This window comes from Leeia aquatica, from assembly GCF_012641365.1.
GTDB lineage: Bacteria > Pseudomonadota > Gammaproteobacteria > Burkholderiales > Leeiaceae > Leeia > Leeia aquatica.
In genome coordinates this window covers 250682-269459 of record NZ_JABAIM010000004.1, presented here as the reverse complement: position 1 = coordinate 269459, position 18778 = coordinate 250682, and the positions used below count along the sequence as shown (strand labels likewise).

Annotated in this window: 17 protein-coding genes; 10 read left to right on the top strand and 7 right to left on the bottom strand. The window is 60.8% G+C overall.

What is annotated here, in order from left to right:
* Positions 1-5 precede the first annotated feature (5 nt).
* The 5 genes from rodA to HF682_RS16115 form a co-directional block, all read right to left on the bottom strand.
* On the bottom strand, positions 6-1121 hold the full coding sequence (rodA, locus tag HF682_RS16135) for a rod shape-determining protein RodA (RefSeq protein WP_205882130.1): 1116 nt from the start codon (positions 1119-1121) through the stop codon (positions 6-8).
* Positions 1114-3081 (bottom strand): penicillin-binding protein 2, encoded by a 1968-nt coding sequence (gene mrdA / locus HF682_RS16130; RefSeq protein ID WP_168878359.1) that lies wholly within the window; start codon positions 3079-3081, stop codon positions 1114-1116. Before mrdA ends, rodA begins: the two co-directional genes overlap by 8 nt.
* Positions 3081-3590, bottom strand: a complete 510-nt coding sequence (mreD, locus tag HF682_RS16125) for a rod shape-determining protein MreD (protein ID WP_168878358.1) — start codon at positions 3588-3590, stop codon at positions 3081-3083. The genes mrdA and mreD overlap by 1 nt, the downstream gene beginning before the upstream one ends.
* Positions 3587-4501 carry a rod shape-determining protein MreC gene (gene mreC / locus HF682_RS16120; RefSeq protein WP_168878357.1) on the bottom strand — a complete coding sequence of 305 codons (915 nt, stop codon included), beginning with the start codon at positions 4499-4501 and terminating at the stop codon, positions 3587-3589. The genes mreD and mreC overlap by 4 nt, the downstream gene beginning before the upstream one ends.
* 66 nt (positions 4502-4567) lie before the next feature.
* Positions 4568-5623 (bottom strand): rod shape-determining protein, encoded by a 1056-nt coding sequence (locus tag HF682_RS16115; RefSeq protein WP_168878356.1) that lies wholly within the window; start codon positions 5621-5623, stop codon positions 4568-4570.
* Positions 5624-5817: 194 nt separating this feature from the next.
* On the opposite strand from HF682_RS16115, the gene gatC reads away from it, so the two are divergent.
* The 5 genes from gatC to gatB are packed head-to-tail and all read left to right on the top strand — an operon-like array spanning position 5818 to position 10490.
* Positions 5818-6105 (top strand): Asp-tRNA(Asn)/Glu-tRNA(Gln) amidotransferase subunit GatC, encoded by a 288-nt coding sequence (gene gatC, locus HF682_RS16110; protein ID WP_168878355.1) that lies wholly within the window; start codon positions 5818-5820, stop codon positions 6103-6105.
* A gap of 20 nt (positions 6106-6125) precedes the next feature.
* The gene (gene gatA / locus HF682_RS16105; RefSeq protein WP_168878431.1) at positions 6126-7583 is read left to right on the top strand and encodes an Asp-tRNA(Asn)/Glu-tRNA(Gln) amidotransferase subunit GatA; all 1458 of its coding nucleotides are present in this window, start codon (positions 6126-6128) and stop codon (positions 7581-7583) included.
* Positions 7580-8272 carry a hypothetical protein gene (locus HF682_RS16100; protein WP_168878354.1) on the top strand — a complete coding sequence of 231 codons (693 nt, stop codon included), beginning with the start codon at positions 7580-7582 and terminating at the stop codon, positions 8270-8272. Before gatA ends, HF682_RS16100 begins: the two co-directional genes overlap by 4 nt.
* Positions 8269-9021, top strand: a complete 753-nt coding sequence (locus HF682_RS16095) for a GNAT family N-acetyltransferase (protein WP_168878353.1) — start codon at positions 8269-8271, stop codon at positions 9019-9021. Before HF682_RS16100 ends, HF682_RS16095 begins: the two co-directional genes overlap by 4 nt.
* Positions 9022-9032: 11 nt before the next feature.
* Entirely contained in the window at positions 9033-10490 is a 1458-nt protein-coding gene (gene gatB / locus HF682_RS16090) for an Asp-tRNA(Asn)/Glu-tRNA(Gln) amidotransferase subunit GatB (protein ID WP_240947323.1), read from the top strand.
* A 48-nt stretch (positions 10491-10538) separates the two neighbouring features.
* Here the strand turns inward: gatB and HF682_RS16085 are convergent, their stop codons facing one another.
* Both HF682_RS16085 and pyrE read right to left on the bottom strand, forming a co-directional pair.
* On the bottom strand, positions 10539-11165 hold the full coding sequence (locus HF682_RS16085; RefSeq protein WP_168878351.1) for a DUF4124 domain-containing protein: 627 nt from the start codon (positions 11163-11165) through the stop codon (positions 10539-10541).
* Positions 11149-11808: an orotate phosphoribosyltransferase gene (gene pyrE / locus HF682_RS16080; protein ID WP_168878350.1), complete on the bottom strand. Its 660-nt coding sequence runs from the start codon at positions 11806-11808 to the stop codon at positions 11149-11151. The genes HF682_RS16085 and pyrE overlap by 17 nt, the downstream gene beginning before the upstream one ends.
* Positions 11809-11901: 93 nt before the next feature.
* Here pyrE and HF682_RS16075 point away from each other — a divergent pair, with 93 nt between their 5' ends.
* The 5 genes from HF682_RS16075 (at position 11902) to HF682_RS16055 (ending at position 18749) form a co-directional block, all read left to right on the top strand.
* Entirely contained in the window at positions 11902-12681 is a 780-nt protein-coding gene (locus HF682_RS16075; protein ID WP_308418754.1) for an exodeoxyribonuclease III, read from the top strand.
* A gap of 12 nt (positions 12682-12693) precedes the next feature.
* A complete protein-coding gene (locus HF682_RS16070; protein ID WP_168878348.1) occupies positions 12694-14406 on the top strand; it encodes an AmpG family muropeptide MFS transporter in 1713 nt (570 codons plus the stop codon).
* A complete protein-coding gene (locus tag HF682_RS16065) occupies positions 14399-15367 on the top strand; it encodes an asparaginase (protein WP_168878347.1) in 969 nt (322 codons plus the stop codon). Before HF682_RS16070 ends, HF682_RS16065 begins: the two co-directional genes overlap by 8 nt.
* An 86-nt stretch (positions 15368-15453) precedes the next feature.
* Entirely contained in the window at positions 15454-16407 is a 954-nt protein-coding gene (locus HF682_RS16060; RefSeq protein ID WP_168878346.1) for an ABC transporter substrate-binding protein, read from the top strand.
* Positions 16404-18749 (top strand): hybrid sensor histidine kinase/response regulator, encoded by a 2346-nt coding sequence (locus HF682_RS16055; protein WP_168878345.1) that lies wholly within the window; start codon positions 16404-16406, stop codon positions 18747-18749. Before HF682_RS16060 ends, HF682_RS16055 begins: the two co-directional genes overlap by 4 nt.
* Positions 18750-18778 lie beyond the last annotated feature (29 nt).

The window sequence follows — 18778 nt, the reverse complement described above, 5'->3', positions numbered from 1 at the left end:
CCGGATCAGGAAAACTTGATCAGGGACTTGTGGCGGTGAATGCTCATCAGTAAACCCATGCCGGTCAGCAGGGTCACCAGCGAGGTTCCGCCATAACTCATCAGGGGCAACGGCACCCCCACCACCGGCAGGATACCGGAAACCATGCCCATATTGACGAAGGCATAGGTAAACAGGGTCATGGTGACCGCCCCACCCAACAGGCGGCCAAACAGGGTAGTCGCATGCAAGGTGATGGCAAGGCCCCGTAGCAGCAACAGGGTATACAGCACCAGCAGCACGCAGCCGCCCACCAGACCGAACTCTTCGGCATACACCGCAAAAATGAAGTCGGTGGTGCGTTCGGGGATGTAATCCAGATGAGTCTGGGTGCCCTGCAACCACCCCTTGCCGGTCACGCCACCTGAGCCGATGGCAATGGTACCTTGCAAGGTGTGATAACCCTTGCCCAAAGGGTCTGACAGCGGATCAATCAGAATCTGGACACGAGTGCACTGATACTTGTGAAACACCTGTTCGCAGCGGGGTGCATCCATCACATACCAGATACCCCCTGCCAGCAGTAGCACCACCGGAATGATCAACCGCCAGGACAAACCGGCCAGGAACAGTACAAAACAACCCGAGCCACTGATCAGAATAGCGGTACCCAAGTCTGGTTGCTTCAGCACCAATGCCACCGGCAAGGCCAACAACACCCCGGCCACCACAAAATCCTTCACCCGCAATGCGGCCTCATGCCGGTGCATATACCAGGCCAGCATCATCGGCAAGGCGATCTTCATCATCTCGGATGGCTGAATGCGGATGAAATGCAGGTTAAGCCAGCGGGTGGCCCCTTTACTGGTTTCGCCGAAGAAAAACACACCCAGCAACAGAATCATCCCCAGCGCATACAAGGGCGGAGCCAAGCTCATCAACCGCGGGAGCGGTTGACTGGCTACCAGCCACATGGCCACCGCCGCCACGGCAAAGTTGAACAGCTGCGCCTCAACCTTGATCATGCTGCGGTCACCCGCCGAATACAGGGTAATCTGCCCCACGGTCAACAGCGCCAACACCACCAGCAACAACCAGATATCCAGCGGCCGCCAGAACGCGTGCCACAAGCGGCTAATCATGGTCACCCTCCTGACTGGCGGGTTGTTCCGGGGTGGCGGGTTTGCTGCCCGACTTGCTGGCTGCCGCTGGCGGGGCCACCTCGGCACGTTTTCCCAGCAAGTAAAAGTCGGTCAGCTTGCGGGCAATCGGGGCGGCGGCGGCAGCACCAAAGCCGCCGTTTTCCACCAGCACCGCCATGGCAATCTTCGGCTGATCCGCCGGGGCAAATGCAATGAACCAGGAGTGGTCACGGTGCAGCTCATGAATGCGAGAAGCGTTGTACTTCTCACCCTGCTTGATGGTAATCACCTGTGCGGTACCGGTCTTGCCCGCCATGGCATACTCCAGCCCGCCGCTGATGCCAAATGCGGTGCCCCCCGGCATCAGTACCCCGCGCATGCCCTGCTTCACCACCGCCAGGTTTTCCGGCTTGAAGTCATGCCGGGCAATCGGCGTCGGCTCCACCGTGGACACCTTGCCGGTGCGAACATCTGTCACATGCCAGGCAATATGCGGCTTGAAGGCTACCCCGTCATTGGCCAGCACCGAGGTGGCGTACGCCAGCTGCAAAGGCGTGTATGAGTTATAGCCCTGGCCGATGCCAATACTGACCACATCACCGACATACCACTTGCGGTGCTCATCACGGAAGCGTGCACCTGAAAAGCGTTTTTGCTTCCAGGCGGGGGACGGCAGAATGCCTTCCACTTCACCGGGCAGATCAATGCCGGTTTTCTGGCCAAAGCCGAACTTGGGCATGAAACGATCAATCGCTTCAATCCCCATGTCGTAGGCCAAGCGGTAGTAATAGGTATCACACGAGGCCGCAATCGACTTGTACATGTCCACATAGCCATGCCCGCCCGCCTTGTCATCGCGGAAACGATGGCTGCTGCCCGGCAGGGAGAAGAAGCCCGGGTCGGCAATGGCATCTCCTGGCCTGCGGTAGCCCATTTCCAGCGCGGCCATGGCCATGAAGGGCTTGAAGGTAGAGCCCGGCGGATACATGCCGCGCAACGCCCGGTTGTTCAACGGCCGATAAATGGATTCGTTCAGCTCTTTCCAGCTTTGTGCATCGATACCATCCACAAAGGGGTTGGGATCGAAGCCCGGCTTGCTGACAAAGGCCAGCACTCCGCCGGTGGCGGGCTCAATCGCCACCAAGGCACCACGACGATCGCCAAACAGCTCGTCCGCGTATTGCTGCAGCTTGATGTCCAGCGACAACTGGATGTTATTGCCCGCAATCGGTGGCGTACGGCGCAACACACGGATGGCTCGGCCAGCGGCATCGGTTTCCACCTCTTCATAGCCGGTCACACCATGCAAGTCGTCCTCATACTTTTGCTCCAGCCCCAGCTTGCCAATATGGGTGGTGCCCCGGTAATTGACCAGCTTGCCGGTCTCCTCCAGCACCTGCTGATCCTTCTCGCTGAGGCGGCCAATATAGCCAATCACATGCGCTGTCAGCGCCTTGTAGGGATACTCACGGAAGGAGCGCGCCTTGATTTCCACGCCAGGCAGCCGGTAAACCTGCGCCGCCACTTTGGCGATTTCATCATCGGTCAGGCGCAGTTTCAGCGGCAGGGTTTCAAACGATTTGCTCTCGGACAGCAGCTGCTTGAAGCGCTTGATGTCCTTGGGGCCGATGTCCACCAGCTTGCCCAGCTCGGCAATGGTCTGATCGACGTCACCGACCCGGTCTGGACGCAATTCCAGCGTAAACGCCGTGTAGTTATGCGCCAGCACCACGCCATTGCGATCCACAATCAGGCCACGGCTGGGCATCACCGGCGCAATGCCGATGCGGTTACTGTCCGCCTGGGTGCTGTAGAACGCGTGCCGGCTGATTTGCAGCACAGAAAACCGCCAGATCAGCAGGCCAAAGCACACCAGTACCAGTACGCCTAGCAGCAACACCCGGATCTGAAACTGGACGGCGTCATGCCCTTCGTGGCGCTGGGCCGATTTCTTCCCCATTACAGCTCAGACTCCCGCGCCCGCCGCTGCGGCCACTGCAAGACATGGGTCAGCACAGGCCAGCACAAGGCGCCGACCATTGGTCCGTAAAAGTAGCTCCACCCCGGCAGGCGACGCTCCGCCAGAAACCGCACCAACACCATGATGGCGGCCCCCAGCAGCAACAGCGGCATCAGGTGCATGGCCTGCCACCACTGGCCAAACATGCGCATGCGGCGGGAGAGTTGCAGGGCAAGATAGAGGGTCACTACGTAGGCCAGCGCATGCTGGCCAGCCAGAGCGGCATCGGCCACATCCATCAGCAAGCCAAAAATCAGCCCCCACCCCAGCGACACCCGCTCCGGTTCGTACAGATTCCAGTACAGCAACAGCAGAATCACGAAATCCGGCTGCAGCATCAGGCCATGGTTACGCCATGGCAACAGGTTCAGGAACAGCGCGCACAGCAGGGAAAACCAGACGAACCAAGGCCGTACCGGCAGCAACAGGGTTTGCGGACGCGGACTCATGACTTGCCCCCTTTGCCCTTGCCTTTTTTACCTTCCGTCTTCTCCGGCTCCGGCGGCAGCGGATAAGCGGGCAAAGCCGGTTTGGGCGACAGCACCAGCAGGAAGCGGCTTTGCTCCACCCCGGCGACCGGCGTGGCCAGCACCTTGGCAAACGGCAGTGTGCTGTTGCGCTCCACCCGGCTGACCCGCGCTACGGCAATCCCCGGCGGGTAAATGCCATCCAGCCCGGAGGTCACCAGCAGGTCACCTTGCTGCACATCACCATTCACGGCCATGAAGCGAACCTCCATGGTACCGGCCCCCCCCAGACCGTACAGCAAGGTCCGCTGCCGGGTCCGCTGCACTTCGACCGGTACCAGAAAATTCTTGTCCGTGACCAAAGTGACTTCCGACACCAACTTGTGTACCAGTGTCACCTGCCCGACCAGGCCCTCGCCATCGAGCACCGGCACCCCTTGCGCCACATCGGCGTCCAGCCCTTTGCCAATGATGATCTTGCGGGTAAAGGGGTCACGCCCGGCGTACAGCATTTCCGCAACCTGCCCTTGTCGATAGGGCTGGCTGGACAAGCCCATCAGGCGGCGCAGCTCCTGGTTTTCTTGCTGCAAGGCTTGCTCGCGCTGCAGCTGATCCGTCACCTGCAGTTCACGCATGCGCAGCATCTGGTTTTCCTGCTGCAAGGCCGTGTGTGCGGTCGCCAGGGTCGACACCGATTCCCACCACTGCCCTGGCAGCGTGGCCATTTTCTGCAGCGGGTACAGCGCCACCGAGACGTTCTGGCGCACGCCTTTCAGGTAGTTCCAGTAACTGTCGGTAATCGCCAGCGCAATGGCCAGCCCGCCGAACCAGATCAGCTTGCTCAGCGGACTCTGTCGGCGTCCGAAAAAGGCGGGTTGTGTTTCCTTGTCCACGGCCTTGACTCACAAAAACAACAGGCGGGCCTGATGGCCCGCCCCGATCGAGGAGGTGAAAACAGCTCAGTCGTTGGTAAAGATGCTACCGATCGACACCTTGTCCAGCTTCTCCAGCGCCCGGCCCGAGCCGCGTACCACGCAGGTCAGCGGGTCATCGGCCACGATCACCGGCAGACCGGTTTCTTCCATCAGCAGGCGATCCAGCTCACGCAGCAGCGCACCCCCACCGGTCAGCACCATGCCCGCTTCGGCAATATCGGCGCCCAGTTCCGGCGGGGTCTGTTCCAGTGCCGACTTCACTGCCGATACGATCTGGTTCAGCGGCTCGGTCAACGCTTCCAGAATCTCGTTCGAGGTGATGGTGAAGGAACGCGGAATACCTTCGGCCAGATTGCGGCCCTTGACTTCCATTTCCTTGACCTCGGCACCCGGGAACGCCGAACCAATCTTTTTCTTGATCTCTTCGGCGGTGGTTTCGCCAATCAGCATGCCGTAGTTGCGACGGATGTAGTTGATGATGGCCTCATCAAACTTGTCGCCACCCACCCGTACGCTGCTGGAGTACACAATGCCGCCCAGCGAGATCACGCCCACTTCGGTGGTACCGCCACCGATATCCACCACCATGGAACCGGTCGGGTCCTCCACTGGCAGACCGGCACCAATCGCTGCCGCCATGGGCTCTTCGATCAGCTCCACCTTGCTGGCACCGGCGTTCAGCGCGGATTCCTTGATGGCGCGGCGCTCCACCTGGGTTGAACCGCAGGGCACGCAGATCACAATGCGCGGGCTGCGACCAAACAGGCGCGAGGGGTTCACGTCCTTGCGTTTGATGAACTGCTTGAGCATTTGCTCGGTCACGGTGAAGTCAGCAATCACGCCGTCCTTCATCGGACGAATCGCCTTGATGCTGCCCGGTGTACGGCCCAGCATTTTCTTGGCTTCAAGGCCCACCGCCAGAATGGTCTTCTTGCCGTTGGAGCCACCCTCTTGCTGCATGGCCACCACCGACGGTTCGTCGAGCACGATGCCCTTACCGGACACCCAGATCAGCGTGTTGGCGGTACCCAGGTCAATCGCCAGATCATTGGAAAAGTAGCTGCTCAGTGCGCTGAACATGAAAAAACCTGCCGAATCATTATGTTAAATTTGAATTCTGCATGGAACATCCAACCCATGCAGTACCCGTCAAGCTGCAAGCTGCACCGGTTTCGGGCCTTGCCGACCCCGGTGGCAAATTCTGTCTGCCTAATAGAGTATGATAACCTATTCAGGTTCCACGATTAAAGCCAACCAAGCGGACATTTTTCATCATGTCACTCAGTACCGAAGCCATCCAGAAATTGGCGCGCCTGTCCCGCCTGCATGTCAGCCCGGAAGAGGTCGATGCCTTGCGCCAGCACTTTGACAATCTGTTCGCGCTGGTCGACGAACTGCAATCCATCGACACCGAGGGCATCAACCCGATGTCGCACGCGCTGGACCTGCCTCTGCGCTTGCGTGAGGACGTGGTCAGCGAGTCTGATCGACGCGACGCCTACCAGAGCGTCGCACCCCAAGTAGAACAAGGTTTCTACCTGGTTCCGAAAGTGATTGAATGAGTCTGCTGCCGAGTACCCCGATGCACACGCATACCCTGACCCAACTGAGTGCGGCGCTGGCCACTGGTCAAGTGTCCAGTGTCGAGCTGACCCAGCACTACCTGGACCGCATCCAGCAACTGGACCCGCAGTTCAACAGCTTCATCACCCTGGATACCGAGCGCTCGCTGGCAGAAGCCCGCGCTGCGGACGCCCGGCGCGCCGCAGGCCACGCCGGGCCACTGACTGGCATTCCGCTCGCCCACAAGGATATCTATGTGGCGGAAGGCTGGCGCTCCACCTGCGGCTCACGCATGCTGGAGAACTTTGTCTCGCCGTACGACGCCACCGTGGTGGCCCGCTGCAAGGACGCGGGCATGGTCACCCTCGGCAAGCTGAACTGCGATGAATTCGCCATGGGTTCCAGCAATGAGAACAGCCACTTCGGCCCGGTGAAAAACCCGTGGGATACCCAGGCCGTACCCGGCGGCTCCAGTGGTGGCTCTGCCGCGGCAGTCGCTGCTCGGCTAACACCCATCGCCACCGGCACCGATACCGGCGGCTCGATCCGCCAGCCCGCCAGCTTCTGCGGCATCACCGGCATCAAGCCGACCTATGGCGTGGTGTCGCGCTATGGCATGGTGGCCTACGCCTCCAGCTTTGATCAGGGTGGCCCCATGGCGCGCAGCGCCGAAGACTGCGCCCACCTGCTCAATGTGATGGCCGGATTTGACGAGCGCGATTCCACCAGCCTGAAGCGCCCGGCAGAAGACTACACCCGCGACCTGAACCAGCCGCTGGCCGGCCTGCGCATTGGCCTACCCAAGGAGTATTTTGGCGACGGGCTGGACAGTGAAGTAGCGGCCACCGTGCAGGCTGCGGTAGAGCAATTCCGCCAGCTGGGCGCCACGGTCAAGGAGGTGTCGCTGCCGCGTACCCGCATGGCGATCCCGACCTATTACATCCTGGCGCCGGCAGAAGCGTCGAGCAACCTGAGCCGCTTTGATGGCGTGCGCTATGGCCACCGTGCGGCGGAATATGGCGACCTGGCCGACATGTACGAGCGCAGCCGTAGCGAGGGCTTCGGCGCCGAAGTGAAGCGCCGTATCCTCACCGGTACCTACGTACTGAGCCATGGCTATTACGATGCCTATTACATCAAGGCGCAGAAGGTACGCCGCCTGATCGCCGATGACTTCCAGCGTGCCTTTGCCGATTGCGATGTGATCATGGGTCCAGCCGCGCCCACCGCTGCGTTTGATCTGGGTAGCCGCAGCAATGATCCGCTGCAGATGTACCTGGAAGATGTCTACACCCTGTCGCCCAATCTGGCCGGCCTGCCCGCCATGAGCATCCCGGCGGGCTTCAACCGCGCCGGGCGTCCGATTGGTCTGCAGATCATTGGCAACTACTTCAGCGAAGCACGCATGCTGGGCCTCGCCCACCAGTTCCAGCTGAACAGTGACTGGCACCAGCAACAGCCCGGGAGCCTGGCATGAGGCTACGCCACGCGCTTGCGCTGCTGCTGACCCTGCCCTCCCTTCTGCTGGCGGCAGGCAACACGCTCACGCTCAAACCCGGTGGTGTGGCCCTCACCATTCCGCTGCCGACCGGTTTTGTGCTGCTGAGCCAGAACGACCCGCGCTTTCTGGCCACGCGTCAGTTCATGCCCGCCAACATCGCATTGGAGGCCATGCTGGTCGATCCCAAGGATGCGGCAGACCCCAAGGCCAACTTCAAGCGCTACCACATGGTGCAAACCATGCCCGAGCTCAATGGCATGACCATCCCGCCGGTACAGTTCAAGTCAATGGTGGACGATTTCGAGCGGCAAATGCCTGCCTTGGGCAGTGCCGCCGAGCAGACGGTCAATCAGCAGATGAGCAACCAGGTGCAAAAGCTGAATCAGCAGCGTACCGCCAAGGTGGAAAAGCTCAAGCTGGGCGAAACCCGGATGAGCAAGCTGGAGCGCCAGACCGATCGCTTCACCTTCCAGATGTGGAGCCGCCTGCAGTTCAAGGCCGGACAAAAGACGATGGATGCCACGGTATACGGGGTCTCCTCCATGATCAACAAGCGTAACAAGGTGGTGCAGCTGCTGAGCTATAGCCTCAATGGCCCGGCAGACGAAGCGTGGGTACGAACCACCAACACGCAATGGGCCACCACCACCCTGAAGCAGCCATGAACCTGGGCGCCGACCACAGTCACCAACTGGAGCAGCTGGCCGCCGCTGCGTGGCCCGCGCGCCAGCAGCAGGTGATGGACGGCTGGCTGTGGCGCGAGCACGGGGGCTATACCAAGCGCGCCAATTCGGCCTGGCTGCTGGATGCGACAGACGCAGCACACCCCGCTGCGCTGGACCGGGTAGAGGCCCGTTACCGTGCGCTGGGGCTGCGCCCCTTGTTCAAGCTCACCGAGCACACGCCACAGGCGGTGGTGCAGCAGTTGGATGCGCGCGGCTATACCTGTCTGGATGAGAGTCTGGTGATGTATCGTCACTGGACGCAGCCGGCCACCGCACACCCGGCGGTGCAGATCAGCCCGGCGTGCTCCGACGCCTGGCTGGCAGCCACAAGCCGCCTGTTGCAGTTGTCCGATCAAGGTCTGCAACTGGCAAGCATCTTGCAGGCGCTACCGCCTTCGCTATACGCGTGGGTGACGCACGGGGATGAGGTGATCGCGGTTGGCTTGGGGGTGGTACAGGGTGACCACATCGGCTTTTGTGACCTGATCACCGCCCCGACGCACCGCAGGCAAGGCTGGGCGCGGGCCATTGTCGATAGCTTGCAGGCTCACGCCTGGCAACATGGTGTTCGCCACGGCTGGCTGCAAGTGGTGGCAGACAACCAGGGCGCGCGCGCCTTGTATCAGCAAACCGGATTTCACGAGGGCTACCGGTATGTTTACCGGCAAGCCCCTCAGGCAACACAGTAAAGGGCATGACCATGCAATGGGAAGTCGTGATCGGGCTGGAAGTACACGTTCAGCTCAACACCCAGTCAAAGATTTTCAGTGGCAGCGCCACGGCTTTTGGTGCGGAACCCAACGTTCAGGCCAGCGCGGTGGATCTGGCGCTGCCTGGCGTACTGCCGGTGATGAACCGTGAAGCGGTAGAGAAAGCCATCCGTTTCGGTCTGGCCATCGGGGCGGATATCAATCGTCACTCCATTTTTGCCCGCAAGAATTACTTTTACCCGGACTTGCCCAAAGGCTACCAGATCAGCCAGTTCGAGCAGCCGATCGTGGTGGGCGGCAACCTGACCATCCAGGTGGGCGATCAGGAAAAGGTCGTGCAGCTCACGCGCGCGCATCTGGAAGAAGATGCCGGCAAGTCGGTGCATGAGGATTTCCACGGCAGCTCAGGCATTGACCTCAACCGTGCGGGTACCCCGTTGCTGGAAATCGTGTCCGAACCAGTGATGCGCTCCTCTGCCGAGGCCGCAGCCTATGGCCGCGCCCTGCATCAGCTGGTGACCTGGCTGGACATCTGCGACGGCAACCTGCAGGAAGGCAGCTTCCGCATGGATGCCAACGTGTCGGTACGGCCACTGGGGCAGACCACTTTTGGTACCCGTCGTGAAATCAAGAACCTGAACAGCTTCCGCTTTGTGCAGCAAGCCATCGACTATGAGGTGAACTGGCAAATCAGTGAAATCGAGGATGGCCGCGAAATCCAGCAAGCGACCGTGCTGTTCGACCCGAACACCGGGGCCACCCGCATGATGCGCAGCAAGGAAGATGCACACGACTACCGCTACTTCCCCGATCCGGACCTGCTGCCGCTGCAGGTCAGCGAAGACTGGATTGCCAAGGTGCAGCGCGACATGCCGGAGCTACCGCAAGCCCTGCAACAGCGGCTGATGCGTGAACTGGGCCTGTCGGCCTACGATGCCAGCCAGCTGTCTGCCAGCAAGGCACTGGCGGAATATTACAGCACGGCGCTGGGTACGCTGTCGCCACAACGCGAAGCCAGCGCTGCCAAACTGTTGGCCAACTGGCTGACCGGCGAAGTGATGGCCCAGTTGAACCGTGAAGAAAAAGACATTCTCGATTGCCCGGTATCCCCGGCACAACTGGCGCAGTTGCTGGGCCGGGTGCGCGACAACACCCTCTCCGCCAAGGGGGCCAAGGATGTGCTGCTGGCGCTGTGGTCGGGCGAAGGCCGTGAGGTCGATGCCATCATCGCCAGCAAAGGGCTGCAACAGATTTCAGACAGCGGCGCCATCGAGAAGATGATTGACGAGGTGATGGCCGCCAATGCCGGCATGGTGGCGGAATACCGCGCGGGCAAGGAAAAAGCGTTCAATGCGCTGATCGGGCAGGTGATGCGGGCCAGCAAGGGCAAGGCGGACCCGGCGCAGGTCAACAGCCTGCTCAAGCAAAAGCTGGATCAAGCCAGCTGAGGGGTATCCGCAGGCCCGCCACCGGGCCTGTACTTCCCCAGCCAGGAATCAGGGCGCCATCGGCGCGCCTGATTTCAGCTCCAGATAGCGTTTCTTGTCTGCCTCAGCCGCCTGCCGGATCACCTCAACAGACTTCTGCTTCTCATCCATCTGCTGCTTGATCTTCACAAGCTCGGCTTCGGTATCCGCAATATCCGTTTTCAGTGAAGCCGGTACCGGGCGCTTGGCCTTTTCGTACTGCGCCATCTGCGTATAGTAGGCATTCAGTCGGCCTTCGGTCGACTTGAAGCGTACCTTCAGGCTGGTGAGCTCCCCTTGCACCTGCTGCAGGTTACGGTCACGCTTGCGGTCGATTTCCGCGACGCTATTGAAGGTAGAGAGCAAAGCCTTGTCACGCAACCGGGCCGCCTCGCGCGCCTCGGCCTCGGCTTTGGCCTTGGCCGTGTCTGCTTCACGCTGCTGCTTTTGCTCCGGTGTCAGCTCACCCTCGGTCTTCTTGACCACGGTGCCCTGCTTGGACAAGGTCGCCGTACCGCTTTTGCTCTGCACCGGTGGCTTGTCGCTGTACTGCACCTTGCCGTTCTCATCCACCCAGCGATACAGCGGCCCGGCGCTGACTGGCAGCGCCAGACACAACAACAATCCCCAGCAAATCGAATCAGCCTTGAGGGCCATCCAGTGTCACCCCGTATTGTTGACGGTAAGCCTCAATTTTATGCAAATACTGTGCCATATCGCCACGCGGGGCCAGGTAGTCAAACAGGTCGGTCAGCCGGGCAATCGCCACCACTGGCAAGCCATGCTGGCGCTCCACCTCCTGCACCGCAGACAGCGCCCCCTGGCCTCGCTCCATACGGTCCAGCGCAATGGCAACGCCCGCGGGCTCCGCACCCATGCCGCGAATCAGGTTCACCGATTCCCGTACTGAAGTTCCGGCCGAAATCACATCATCCACAATCAGCACCCGGCCCGACAGCGGAGCGCCCACCACCGTGCCCCCTTCGCCGTGGTCCTTGGCTTCCTTGCGATTGAACGCATACGGCACATTGTGACCTTTTTCGGCCAATGCAATCACAATGGCCGAGGCCAGCGGGATGCCCTTGTAGGCAGGCCCGAACAGCATGTCGTACTGCACACCGGACGCGAGAATCGCTTCTGCATAGAACTGGCCCAGGCGGCGCAGGCTGTCACCATCATTGAACAGGCCCGCGTTGAAGAAATAAGGCGACAAGCGCCCGGCCTTGGTGACAAATTCACCAAATTTCAGTACGCCGCGCTGTACGGCAAAGTCAATAAAGTCCGTGCGAAAGTTGCTCATCCGTTTTACCATCAGCCCTTGTTTCGCGGGGTCAGCCCCATCCGCCCCCGCCCAAATACCCGTCAGTATAGAAGTTCGCACTTATGAAAGCGAATCATGCGTATTGTTAGCGCCAATCTGAACGGTATCCGCTCCGCCGCCAGCAAGGGATTCTTCCCCTGGATGCAGGCGAGCGGCGCCGATGTGGTCTGCGTGCAGGAGCTCAAAGCCCAGGCCGCAGACATGACACCCGACTTTCTTGCCCCCAAGGGCTATCACGGTCATTTCCAGTATGCCGAGAAAAAGGGCTATAGCGGCGTTGGCCTCTATAGCCGCCAACAACCGGATCAGGTACAGATCGGGCTGGGTCACCCGGAGTTTGATCTGGAAGGCCGCTTTGTGCGGGCCGACTTCGGACCACTGTCCATCATCTCGCTGTACCTGCCGTCCGGCTCCAGCTCGGAAGAGCGGCAGCAGGTCAAGTTTGCCTTTCTGGATTACTTCCTGCCCGAACTGCAGGCCCTGCGCGCGCAGCAACGGGAGTTCATCGTCTGTGGCGACTGGAATATCGCCCACCAGCCGATCGATCTGAAAAACTGGAAGGGCAATCTGAAAAATTCTGGCTTCCTGCCGGAAGAACGTGCCTGGCTGACCCGGTTATTCGACGAGGTGGGCTGGGTCGATGTCTACCGCAGCCTCTACCCCGAGCAACCCGGCTATACCTGGTGGTCCAACCGTGGCCAAGCCTATGCCAAGGATGTCGGCTGGCGCATCGACTACCAGATTGCCACGCCAGGCGTCGCCAAGGCAGCCCAGGCGGCGTTCATCTACAAAGATGAGAAATTCTCCGACCACGCACCACTGGTGGTTGATTACCAACACGCATTGCGCTGACAAGGACTCCCCATGCAAAAATGGTCCCTGGCTTCCTGCCGACGCCTGTTTGCCATCGCCGTTCTCGGCTTCGCCTCCGGCTTGCCTCTGGCCCTCACCGGCCAGGCCATGCAAGCATGGCTGACCACCGATTGTGTGGATATTGCCGCCATTGGTCTGCTGTCTATGGTGGGGCTGCCCTACACCTTCAAATTTCTGTGGGCCCCGCTGATGGACCGCTTTGAGCCCCCTTTGCTCGGGCGGCGGCGCGGCTGGCTGATTATTACCCAGCTAGGGTTGGCAGCCGCACTGTACCTGATGAGCATGCAGAGCCCCAAGGTGGGTACGCAGGCGTTTGCGCTGTGTGCGGTGCTGATCGCATTCCTGTCAGCCTCGCAGGATATCGTGCTGGATGCCTATCGTACCGATGTCCTGACGCAGGACGAGCGCGGCATGGGGGCCTCACTGGCCATTGCAACCTATCGGCTGGCCATGATTCTGTCTGGCGGCATCGCTTTGCTGTGGGCTGACCCGGTCAGCGGTAACGGCTGGAGCTGGTCTTATATCTACGGCATCATGGCCATCATCATGTTGGGCATGGCCGGATTCTCGGCCCTGATGCTGCCCTCGGTACCGCGCAACCAGCGCGCGCCGGATTCGCAAGCCTCACAAGACCTGATTGGTTTCCTCGCTGTCATCGCTGTGGTGATTGCGGGTTACCAGTTTACGGACAAGCTGCTCTCCAAAGGTATCAACAGTGTCTTGAATCAGGCCTTCCCGCCAGCCGCCACGGCTCCCGCGGTAACACCAACGGTCACGACGCCCCCCGCTGCGCCGGTAGCTAAGCCCACCGCGACAACCACCACGCCCGACAAGGCTGCCACCGTCTGCGATGTGAAGAAGGACGACAAGAAGGCCGCCGGTCCGAAGAAGGACAACCCGGTGAAGAAGTGGGCTGACATGCTCACCGTGCTACTGGGTGTGCTGCTTACGCTGCCACTGGTCTATTTTGCGGCACGGATCAGCCGCTTTGAAACCTTGAACCGCTCACTCGGTGCCTATTTCAGCCAGGAGAGCGCGTATGCCATTCTGGCCCTCATCATCCTCTACAAGCTGGGTGATGCTTTTGCCGGTTCGCTAACCACGCCCTTCTTGCTGAAAGGCATGAGCTTCGGGCAGGCGGAAGTGGGTCTGGTCAACAAGATCTTCGGCATCTGGCTCACCATCGGTGGTGCGTTACTCGGCGGTGCCTTGATGCTGCGCATGGGCTTATACCGCGCCTTGATGGTATTCGGCGTCTTGCAGCTGCTGTCCAATTTCGGCTTCTACGCGCTGGCCATTCTGGGCAAGGGTGCTTGGGGCAGCTTTGAAGTCCCGGCATTCAGCCTGTTTTGGGGTGGAATCACCTTGAAGGAAGCCACTCAGCTGGACTATCTGCTGCTCAGTGCCGTCGGGTTTGAAAACATCACCGGCGGGATGGGTACAGCGGCCTTCCTCGCGTTCCTGATGGCCTTGTGCAATCAACGCTTCTCCGCCACCCAGTTTGCCCTGCTGTCCGCCTTTGCTGCAATTGGCCGGGTGTGGGTGGGGCCGGTGGCTGGGGTCTTGCCGGACAGCATCGGTTGGGACCACTTCTTTATTGTATCGGTGGTGATGGCCGTACCGGGTCTGCTGATGCTGCTGAAGCTGCGTGGTCAGGTACGCCAGCTGGAAACCCCCAAGCTGTCTGGAGCGCTGGATGACTAAGCGCCGGATTGCCCTGATTGCCACCGGCGGCACCATTGCCGGTTCGGCAGCCTCTTCCAGCCAGACACTGGGTTATCAGGCGGCGGCCTTGCAAGTGGAACACTTGCTGGCTGCGGTACCGGGGCTGGATGCCTTGGCCGATTTGCAGGCCGAGCAGCTGTTTGCCATCGACAGCGCCCATATTACAGCCGCGCACTGGCTGCAGCTGTCGGCCCGCCTGAATGCGGTGCTGGCCGACCCTGCCATAGACGGCGCGGTGGTGCTGCACGGCACCGATACGCTGGAAGAAACCGCCTGGTTCCTGCACCTCACCGTCCGCAGTGACAAACCACTGGTGCTGACCGGTGCCATGCGGCCCGCCACCGCCCTCAGTGCCGATGGTCCGATGAACCTCTACCATGCCGTAGCGACGGCTGCCCACCCGGCCAGCGCCGGGCTGGGTGCGCTGGTGGTGTTTGGTGACAGCCTGTACAGCGCGCGTGGCCTGCAAAAGCGGGACAGCACCCCTGCTGCGTTTGATGCCGATCAGTATGGTCGGCTGGGTCTGGTCAAGGGTAGCCACGTGCATCTGTACCAGCGTCCGGTACGGGCACACGGTGATTTGCCGTTGCCACCCACCCTGCCGCCTGTGCATATCCTGCACGCATACGCCGATCTACCTGTCACACAGATCGAAGCCGCCGCTCAAGGTGCAGCGGGGCTGGTGTTTGCCGGGCTGGGCAACGGCAACCTGCGGCCCGACTGGCTGGCCTGCCTCGCCCGCTTGCACCGGCAGGGTATCCACATCGTGCGCAGCAGCCGTGTCCCCAATGGTACGGTGATTCGCGATGGCGAGGTGGCAGACAGCCAGCATGGCTTTGTCAGCGGTGACAATTTGCCACCGCCGCAAGCGCGCATTCTGCTGCAACTGGCGCTGGCGGCAGGTGAGCCGGATCTGCAAGGCTGCTTTGATCGCCATTAGGGTGCCGCCGGTTTAACCGCTGGCCCGCTCAGCATGGCAAATCCCCCGGCGCTTGCCTATAACAGAGGCATCCTCCGGAGAATGCCATGCGTTTGCTCATGCTTTTGCTGTGCCTGTTGCTGGTCAGCTGCACCCCGCCCCCACCGCCACTCCGTATCGGACTCAATGCCTGGCCGGGCTATGAGTTCCTCTATCTGGCCGAACACCTGAAATACTATCGGGACGAAGGGATCGAGGTACAGATCATCCCTTTTTCCACCCTTGGCGATGGTCGGCGCGCCTTCGAGCGCGGTCAGGTGGATGTGATGGGCTCCACCTTGCTGGAACCGCTGATGGCGCGTGAGTTGGCACCGGTCGAGCCAGTTGCCTTCTACGTCACCGATTACTCCAATGGCGCAGACATGCTGATTGCCCGCAAGTCCATACCGGATGTGGCCGGGCTGCGTGGCAAGCGCCTGGGGCTGGAGAGTGGCACGGTGGACGTGCTGACAGCCGGGCTGGCCCTGCGTTCAGCACAGATGGGCTATGCCGATGTCGACCTGCAAAACCTGACACAGCCCCAGGCCGTCAACGCCTACCTGCGGGGTGAGCTGGATGCCATCCAGACCTATCCGCCCTTTTCCCAAAGCGTACTGAAAAGCGAAGATGCGCATGTAATCTTCGATACCGCACGCAGCCCCGGCAATGTGGTGGATATCCTGGTCACTCACAAGGACATGGTCCGCACCCGTCGCGACGATCTGGTCAAGCTGGTACGGGCTTTCCACCGGGCCCAGCAGTATCATCGGGCCCACCCGACAGAAGCCAATGCCATCATGGCGGGGCGAGAAGGCATCTCGCCTACAGAGTTTGCGGATAGCCTGAAAGGCATCCAGCTGGTCTATCTGCCGGATCAGGCCAGCTATTTTCAGCAAGGCAAGCTGGCACGCCTGATGCTGACCACCCATCAGACCCTGCAAAGCCTCAATCTGCTGAAACAAACGCCCTGTGGTGCAGCCTGTCTGGATGGCTCAATCACTCAGCGGGCCGGTACACCATGAAAACACACTACCGCAGCCTGCAAGCCCGCTTGCTGCTGCCCATGCTGGCCCTGCTGCTGCTGGTGGGCCCCATCAGTGGTGGGCTGCTGTATCGCTACCATCGCAGCCAGGTTGAAAACGCCCTGCTCACCCAAGGGGCTTTGCTGAACGATGCTATCGTGCTGGCGGCAGAAAGCACACACGATCCGATCGAGCTGCGCCGCTTTGTCATGGCCATGGGGGCCAGCCGCAATATCCGCGAAATTGTGGTGGTAGGTGGCACCCCGCTGCAGGTCATCGCCACCACCCAGCTGGAGTGGGATGGACAAGTATTGGAACGCCTGCCAGAGGAGGATGTGCGAGAAGACCTAATGCGTGTACTGCAATCCGGCAAGGCTTGGCATGCCTTCGACCAGGAGGGGGGCAAAGCGTTTGATTACTCTGCCCCCTTCATCTTCAGCCAGGTCAATCCACATGGTGGGCCGCCGATACCGACACGCGGTGCCATCATGATTCATATTGATACCACACAGACCAGTGCCGCCATCCAGCAGTCCATCCTGACCATACTCGGCACGGCGGGCGGGGTGGCGGTATTACTGCTGGCGGCCGGCTATGTGCTGTTGTTGCGCCGCGTGATCCGCCCCAGTCGACATATTGTGGAAGTAATCCGGGAGCAGCAGGACAGCAATGTCCCCTGGCGTACCGGCATGCAGGAAGCAGACGAAATTGGCTACATCGGCAAGGCGCTGGACACGCTGCTCGATGAGATGCAGGAACGACAACAGGCCCTTGCACAGGCACGCAATGCAGCGGAGGCCGCCAATCAGGCCAAGAGCGCGTTTCTCGCCAACATGAGTCATGAAATTCGCACACCGATGAATGCCGTGCTGGGGTTTACCCGCCTGCTGGAAGACACCTCGCTCACACCGGAGCAGCGCGACTACCTGCGCGCTGTGAGCACGTCTGGCGAAAGCCTGCTGGCGCTGATCAACGATATCCTCGACTATTCCAAGATCGAAGCCGGTCACATGGACTTCGAGCACATCGACTTTGATAGCCGACTGCCATTTGAAGACGCCATCGAGGTGATGGCCAGCAAAGCCGAAGAGAAGCACCTGCAGCTGGTGGGGCTGATCAGCCCCGGTTTGCCGCCCCGCTTGCAAGGTGACCCTGGGCGCTTGCGTCAGGTAGTGATCAACCTGCTCGGCAATGCCATCAAGTTTACCGATCAGGGTCAGGTGGTGCTGCGGGTCGAGGTCCAGCTGCTCAATGCCGAGCGCTGCATGCTGCAATTCACGGTAACCGACAGTGGCATCGGCATGAGTGAGGACACGCTGGCCAAGCTGTTCAAACCCTTCAGCCAGGCGGATGCCTCTACCACCCGCCGCTTTGGCGGTACCGGACTGGGCTTGTCCATCTGTCAGCGCATCATTCAGGGCATGGGCGGGAAGATTACGGTCAGCAGCCAGCCCGGACAAGGCAGCACCTTCACAATCAGCCTGCCACTCACCATTGCCACCCAGACCACGACGCCCCCCAGCTCCACCGCCTCATTGAGCGGCAAGCGTGTGCTGGTGGTAGACGACAACCCGCTGAATGTGGAATTACTGCGCCTGACGCTGGACAACTGGGGCATGCAGGTCACCACCACGCACGACCCTCAATCGGTTCTGCCCCTGCTGCAGGGCAGCGAGCATACCTTTGAACTGGCCATTCTGGACCAGCAAATGCCAAGCCTGGATGGCTTGGGGCTGGCGCAACTGATTCGGAAAATGCCCCACCCGCCCCTGCTGGTCTTGCTCACCTCACTGGCGACCAAGGGTCAGTCGCAGGATATCCGTGAAGCGGGTTTTGATGGTTATCTGACCAAGCCGTTCCGGGCCAGCCAGCTGGCAGAGCTGCTGCAAGTGGTGCTGGGCAGCGGGCATGGCACCACCTTGCACACCAAACACACGCTGGCAGAGCAGCGCCAGGCCAGCCGCCCGACCTTGCTGCTGGCGGAAGACAATGTCGTCAACCAGCGGCTGGTTACCCTGCTGCTGGAGAAACTCGGCTATCGGGTGGATGTGGTGGACAATGGCCGCAAGGCCGTCAGCGCGGCGTCCATGGGGAACTACCCGTTGATTCTGATGGATTGCCAGATGCCGGAGCTCGACGGGCTGGAAGCCACACGGCAGATACGGGCGCAGGGCCTGAGCATGCCCATCATTGCCTTGACCGCCAATGCGTTTGAGAGTGACCGGCTGGATTGCCTGAATGCCGGCATGAACGATTTTCTGACCAAACCGGTACGTGCCGAGTTGCTGGCCACCACCCTGGACAACTGGCTGCAATCCGCTGAGCTCAAGACCAGCCGCTAAAAAAATGGCCACCGCAATGGTGGCCAAGG